This is a genomic window from Candidatus Erwinia dacicola (assembly GCF_001756855.1).
GTDB lineage: Bacteria > Pseudomonadota > Gammaproteobacteria > Enterobacterales > Enterobacteriaceae > Erwinia > Erwinia dacicola.
This window is the reverse complement of the sequence record NZ_MAYS01000138.1, coordinates 1-6,224: the sequence shown is the minus strand read 5'-3', so window position 1 is coordinate 6,224 and position 6,224 is coordinate 1. Positions and strand designations below refer to the sequence as shown.

Genomic DNA, 6,224 nt, shown 5'->3' with positions numbered 1-6,224 from the left:
GGGAAAATGGCCCTACCTGTGGCTGGATGCGACCTACGTGAAGGTGCGCAAGAACGGCCGGGTGGTCAGTGTGGCGGTAATAATCGCCTGCGCGGTCAACTCGGACGGACGCTGGTAGATGAAGACAACGTAATCAACGCGTTGCCAGTCAGTGCATAACAGGTCCATTACTGGCCCGGAAGGCTGTGTGAATTTACACCACCTTGACGGACTCGACCAAGTGGCCGTTTATCCACGTTTCCTAGATAATGTGGTCAGCCATCAGTTTGTTCCTTTTAAGATAATTGCCTGATTAACCATTATCTTACCGGATAAGCCGATCGCGGTTATTTTAAACAATTTTCAAGATACTAATGAGCTGGTGGCGCAGAACCACGCCAAGTATCAGGCCTACGGGCTGGACGCCGACATTTTCGCGCCGGGCTGCAGCGCAAAGAGAGCCTCGCTAAAGTGGTGTTTGGCAGCGCGCAGTCGGTGGCATGCAACCTTGAATTGTTCGATGCTGATTTTTGCTGCTGATTGTCGATGAGTGCCACCGCATCAGCGACGCCGAAGAGAGCCAGTATCAGCAGATTATCAACCAGCTGCGCCTGCTCGGGCTAACGGCCACGCCTTACCGTCTGGGGAAAGGCTGGATTTATCAGTTCCACTATCACGGCATGGTGCGCGGCGATGAACGCGCGCTGTTACGCCACTGCATCTACGAGCTGCCACTCGCTACATGATCAAACACGGTTTTCTGGTGCCGCCGGAGCGGCTGGATATGCCGGTAGTGTAGTACGATTTTAGTCGCCTGCAGACGCAGGAAAACGGCCTGTTTAGCAAAGCCGATCTTAATCGCGAGCTGGAACAGCAGCAGCGCATAACACGCATATTATTCAGCAGATTGTCGAGTTTGCCTCACAACGTGAGGGCCTGATGATCTTCGCGGCCACAGCCCCGGCAAAACCGACTGCCTGATCCTCGACTATGCAGGTAATCCTCACGTTCTGTCCCCCCCCGGAAGTGGGCGCCCCGAAGGGCAAAAGTGTGATAACCAGCCGGTGCAGGTATTCTGCCCCGGCTGCGGCTTTGCCAATACCTTCTGGGGGAAGGCCACTGCTGACAGCACCATTATTGAGCACTTTTGTCGCCGCTGTCAGGGCGTGCTGGAGGAGGATGACGGCCTGCACGAGCAGTGCGATTATCGCTTCCGTTTTAAAAACTGCCCGCAGTGCAATGCCGAAACGATATTGCCGCCCGCCGCTGCCGCGAGTGCGACACCATTAATGGTTGACCCGAATGATATGCTGAATGCCGCGTTGAAGCTAAAGGACGCGCTGGTGCTACGCTGTGCCGCGATGGTGCTGGAGAGCGGCAGCGACGAACACGGCGAGTGGCTGAAAGCGCGTTATTACGATGAGGATGCCACCGAGGTGAGCGAACGTTTTCGCCTGAAAACCCCGGCAAAGCGTACGGCATTTGAGCTGCTGTTCCTGCGCCCTCGCGAGAAAGTGTTTGATTACTAGAGCCGTTTTCGGCGCGCAAACGAGTTACGCTGAGTTATTGCGTTGCCTAGAGGGTTGTGTTCGGCTATAATCTCGGTCGCTTTTGTTGGGTTTTCCTTGGTCAAAGCTAAACAATCCAGACTGCTGCTGGGTCGCCTGTAGCAGGATTCAAAATTGATGAGATTTAACAATGTTCACTATTAAAGCAGAAACTCGTAAAGAGCAGGGCAAGGGTGCGAGCCGCCGCCTGCGTACAGCTAACAAATTCCCGGCAATTATTTATGGCGGAAACGAAGCAGCTGTAGCTATCGAACTGGGCCACGACTCCGTACTGAACCAGCAGACTAAGCCTGGTTTCTACGAAGAAGTGCTGACTCTGGTTGTAGATAGTAAAGAAACCAAAGTTAAAGTGCAGGCTGTTCAGCGTCACCCGTTCAAGCCAAAACTGCACCACATCGACTTCGTTCGCGCTTAATTGCCCGAGTGAAAATGATGTAAAAGAACGCCGCATCTGCGGCGTTCTTTTCGTCTGAATACCCTCTTTTTCGGTCGACCCGTGTTGTCCCCCCTTCCCTGTGATTATTTCCCGCTGGTGCGACGCTGCAGCTGGTCGCGCAGGTTAGGCGGCGTACCTTTGATGGTCATAGTGTCCGTCACTGGGTCCCCAAAAATACGCTCGCCTAACAGGCATCGCATCAAAGTTGATGGTCAAGCCGCCGCCGCTGCCGGCAAACTTGGTTAACTGACGCAGCGTGCTGCGGTCGGCCGAGAAGCTCTCTTCCAGCTCATAGCCCTGCTCCTGAGTAAACGCTTGGAAGGTTTTTTCCCCCAGCGGCGCCAGCTCGTTCGACAACTCTGCCAGTTCAATCTCTTCACCGGACTTCAGCTGCTCATTGCAGTAGGTCGAGACCTGTTGACGATAGTTCTGACGCTCGTTTTTATCTAGGCCCACCTCTTCGCAGTAATCATCCACCGCCTGTAACAGGCCGCGGTTCTGCGCTTTGGTGTCCAGTCCGACTCTGGCACCGAGGAAATCCATAAAAAAATCGGAGACTTTACGCCCTACCCGCCCGCGCAGGAAGGTGAGATAGCGCGTCGATTCCGGATTGGTTTCCCACTCAGTCAGGTCGATACGCGCCACAATATCTGCGTGGTTGATATCCAGATAGTGCGTGCTGCTGATATCCAGCTCTTCATTGACGCGCATACTGTTCTGGCTGCTGAGCACCGCAATCAGCAGGCACTCAACCGCCAGATACCGGTAATGGCCGAACAGCACAATACCGCCTCCCGCAAACGGGTACTTGCCCAGCTCATCGCGCAGGCGTGCACTGGCCGCGTGGCTGAACGCCAAAAAGTCATTCTTACCCTTGCGGCAGTTACGCAGCGCATCAGCCAGCTTGCTCTCTTCATTGAACAGGCCGTAGGCTTTGCTCTTGGCGCTGTAAACACGATGCAGCTCTTCCATCATTGCCGTCACGGTTGCATTAGACGGCAGCAATGAATCGCGCAGGACCAGCTCAAGCGTTTGTTCGTCACGTTTAATCATCTGGTGAAGGGCAATCTGGTCGATATCCAGACTCATGGTAAACTCTCCTTTAAGCACAGGCGCGTATTCAATCACTATGAGCCTTTACGATCAACTGCAACAAGTTTACGCGGATGATTACGATAAAAATGCAGAAAAAAATGCGTTCTTACGGTATGATTGTGCCTTTTAAATCTTAGAAAATGACCTCATGGCCCAATCATGTCGCTACAGTAACGAACGCGTGGAGGAACGCATCCTCGCAGAGGAGGTGCAGGTTCTGGAACAGAATCAAGCCCCAACCGATTTTTCCCTAGTGGTTCTGGAAAATATGGTAACCAATCTACTTAATACCAGCGTGGCACCTGCGCCGCGCCAGTATGTGGCTCGTTCGTTTACCGAAGCCCTGCAGGCTTCCGTGATCAATAACGATAAAGCCCACTGAAGAGACGCCCCGATCCCGCTATGGTAACAAATCGACAGCGCTACCGAGAAAAAGTCTCCCAGATGATCAGCTGGGGGCATTGGTTCGCCCTGTTTAACATCATTTTTGCCTTTATTCTTGGCAGCCGTTATCTGTTTGTCTCCGACTGGCCAGCCTCACTGGCCGGACGTCTCTACTCTTTCAGTAGCTGGATTGGCCACTTCAGCTTTATTGTCTTTGCTGCCTATTTGCTGATTGTTTTCCCGCTCACTTTTGTCGTGATGTCGGAACGCCTGCTGCGTTTCCTGTCGGCGATTATCGCTACCGCCGGGCTGACGCTGATTCTCGTCGACAGCGCGGTTTTTGCCCGTTTCCATTTGCACCTGAATTCGGTGGTGTGGGAGCTGGTGGTTAACCCCGATCAGAGTGAGATGGCGCGCGACTGGCAGCTGACGTTTATCAGCATGCCGGCTATTTTCCTCGTTGAGATGCTGTTCGCAACGTGGAGCTGGCAGAAATTGCGTAGCCTGAACCGGCGCAGTTTTAGTAAACTGCTGGCTGGGCTATTTATCACCGCGTTTTTTACCAGCCATCTGATGTATATCTGGGCAGATGCTAACTTCTATCGCCCGATCATGATGCAGCGCTCTAACCTGCCGCTCTCCTATCCGATGACCGCGCGTCGCTTCTTGGAAAAACACGGGCTGCTAGATGCGCAGGAGTACCAGCGCCGTCTGGTCCAGCAGGGCAATCCGGAAGCAGTGTCGGTGGCTTACCCGCTCAACAATATAACCTTCAGCGATAAAGGCACGCTCAATAATCTGCTGGTGATCACCGTTGATGGCCTGAATGAAGCCTCAATGGCGAAATCGCTGCCAAATCTGATGAGCTTCGCCGACAACAACATGCGCTTCAGCCAGCACTTTAGCTCCGGCCGCTCTGAAGACAGCGGTCTGTTCGGCCTGTTCTACGGCATCTCACCGAGCTATATGGACGGTGTGCTGTCGTCGCGCGTGCCTTCAACGCTGATTAATGCGCTGAACCAGCAGGGTTATCAGTTCGGTCTGTTTGCCAGCGATGGCTTTAATTCGTTGCTGTATCGTCAGGCATTGCTGTCCGACTTCTCACTGCCGAGCGCGCAAAATCAGTCTAATGCTGATACCACCAGCCAGTGGCAGCGCTGGCTGGACAGCCATAAAAATGAGAGCACACCGTGGTTCTCCTATATTTCCCTGTCGACGGCAGATGACAGCGACAGCGCGGATAAAACCACGCTGCGCCTCTACAACTGTGCAGCCGGTAACGTGGATAAACAGATACAGATCGTGCTAACCACGCTCGATCAGAAAGGTTTGCTGGCGAATACCGTGGTGGTGATCACCGCCCAACACGGTGTCGTGCTGGATGGCGAAGCCTTAGCGGGTAATCGTGAACTGCTGCAGGTGCCGCTGGTGGTACACTGGCCAAATACGCCCGCGCAAATCGTGAATAAACTTACCGATCATCAGGACATCATGACCACCCTGATGCAGCGCCTGCTGCACGTCAGCACGCCTGTGGTGAATTACTCGCAGGGCGAGGATCTGTTTGCAGCGCAGCGCCGCCATAACTGGGTTGCCAGCAGCACCCATAATCAGCTGCTGATCACCACTCCACAGGAGACGATGGCGCTGGATAATAATGGCAGCTATGCCGCGTGGGACCGTCAGGGCAATAGCCTGAAAGATCATAAACCGCAGCTGGCATTGCTGTTACAGGTGTTGACCGACGAGAAGCGCTTTATTGCAGACTGACTGCACAAATTGTGTGCAGTCAAGATGTTAGCATCTTGCAATCAGAGTCGAGTTTGAGTAACATGAATTTTGTTCGGCGCGTAGCGCAGCTTGGTAGCGCATCGTCATGGGGTGGCGAGGGGCGAGAGTTCAAATCTCTCCGTGCCGACCAAATATCTCACAAAAAGGCTAACTCAAGTTGGCCTTTTTTGTATCCACTGCTTGCAACCGTTAGTGCAGATAGCCGACAAACACGCCCTCCGCTGATTGGCATAAGCCGCATTCATTGACGCATTGAGAATGGCCGCCTGACACGTTTGCTCAGTCTGATAGCAGGTCACGGCTGATATTTTGTGCTTGACACCCTGCCATCCGTAAAGCCGGAGACGAGCAGCCGACTAGGGCTGTCACCGCGAGAGAGGTCAGGATGAACGTCGCACTCGTTTTCATGATTAGCTTAGGTTCAAAGGTATTTTCACTATCACGCGGCGTGTTCAGCACAATCTCGCCATCATCGCAAAGCAGAGTTTTTGACGAACAGCCATTACGGGTATTAGACCCTTTTGGGGAGCATTTTTCTCATGCCCTAGATGGTCAGTCAGCTCAGCATTTAACGCTGTTTCGACGGTCAACTTTGTCAGCATGCGGGAAAACGGGTCAAGATCAGCTTCGGTTCTAAGGCCTTTTGCCAATTCAGCCGCCAGCGCTTTGCGTTTCTTTTCGTCCATAGTTTGCTTGTCTCCGTTGTTGGAATGAACATATCAAAAACAGGCAGATATACAATTTAAATTACAGTCTCACAGCGGATGAATCCCTGTGCGTGTTGTAGGGGGCGATCTTCTGTTTCAATCGGCCCACAGTGTATTATTTTGCCGCCTAGGCGTTAAAACGCTGATCAAGATCTTCACCTTACTCCAGCCAGAATTCGTTGTGGATCTGCATGGAAACAGCAAGGTTATCCGGTTCCGTTGGCGGCTTGCTCAGCCGCGCCAGATCTGTAGTGGCACACTGAT

The 6,224-nt window shown here is 53.0% G+C and carries 3 protein-coding genes, 1 tRNA gene and 4 pseudogenes; 6 read left to right on the top strand and 2 right to left on the bottom strand.

All coding sequences use genetic code 11. The features are described from left to right. The 3 genes and pseudogenes from BBW68_RS15745 to rplY all read left to right on the top strand — a co-directional run. Nucleotides 1-112 (top strand): annotated as a pseudogene (locus BBW68_RS15745) (transposase); the annotation flags it as partial. Nucleotides 113-355: 243 nt separating this feature from the next. Beyond that, nucleotides 356-1,508: pseudogene (locus BBW68_RS15740) on the top strand (DEAD/DEAH box helicase family protein); the annotation flags it as partial. 169 nt (nt 1,509-1,677) lie between these two features. Then, a complete protein-coding gene (gene rplY, locus BBW68_RS04215) occupies nt 1,678-1,962 on the top strand; it encodes a 50S ribosomal protein L25 (protein ID WP_070134137.1) in 285 nt (94 codons plus the stop codon). A gap of 104 nt (nt 1,963-2,066) precedes the next feature. Here the strand turns inward: rplY and yejK are convergent. After that, nucleotides 2,067-3,072 (bottom strand): annotated as a pseudogene (yejK, locus tag BBW68_RS04210) (nucleoid-associated protein YejK). Between the two features lie 154 nt (nt 3,073-3,226). Between yejK and BBW68_RS04205 the strand changes: the two are divergent. The 3 genes from BBW68_RS04205 (at nt 3,227) to BBW68_RS04195 (ending at nt 5,383) form a co-directional block, all read left to right on the top strand. Further along, on the top strand, nt 3,227-3,460 hold the full coding sequence (locus tag BBW68_RS04205) for a DUF1414 domain-containing protein (protein WP_070134136.1): 234 nt from the start codon (nt 3,227-3,229) through the stop codon (nt 3,458-3,460). 20 nt (nt 3,461-3,480) lie between these two features. Then, nucleotides 3,481-5,232, top strand: coding sequence for an LPS biosynthesis-modulating metalloenzyme YejM (gene yejM / locus BBW68_RS04200; protein ID WP_070134135.1), 1,752 nt, complete (start codon nt 3,481-3,483; stop codon nt 5,230-5,232). A 74-nt stretch (nt 5,233-5,306) separates the two neighbouring features. Further along, a tRNA-Pro gene (locus BBW68_RS04195) sits at nt 5,307-5,383 on the top strand. Between the two features lie 272 nt (nt 5,384-5,655). Here the strand turns inward: BBW68_RS04195 and BBW68_RS04190 are convergent. Continuing rightward, nucleotides 5,656-5,939 (bottom strand): annotated as a pseudogene (locus BBW68_RS04190) (transposase); the annotation flags it as partial. Nucleotides 5,940-6,224 lie beyond the last annotated feature (285 nt).

Coding starts and splice junctions, on each gene's coding strand:
- rplY (WP_070134137.1), top strand. CDS start 1,678: ATGTTCACTATTAAAGCAGAAACTCGTAAAGAGCAGGGCAAGGGTGCG.
- BBW68_RS04205 (WP_070134136.1), top strand. CDS start 3,227: ATGGCCCAATCATGTCGCTACAGTAACGAACGCGTGGAGGAACGCATC.
- yejM (WP_070134135.1), top strand. CDS start 3,481: ATGGTAACAAATCGACAGCGCTACCGAGAAAAAGTCTCCCAGATGATC.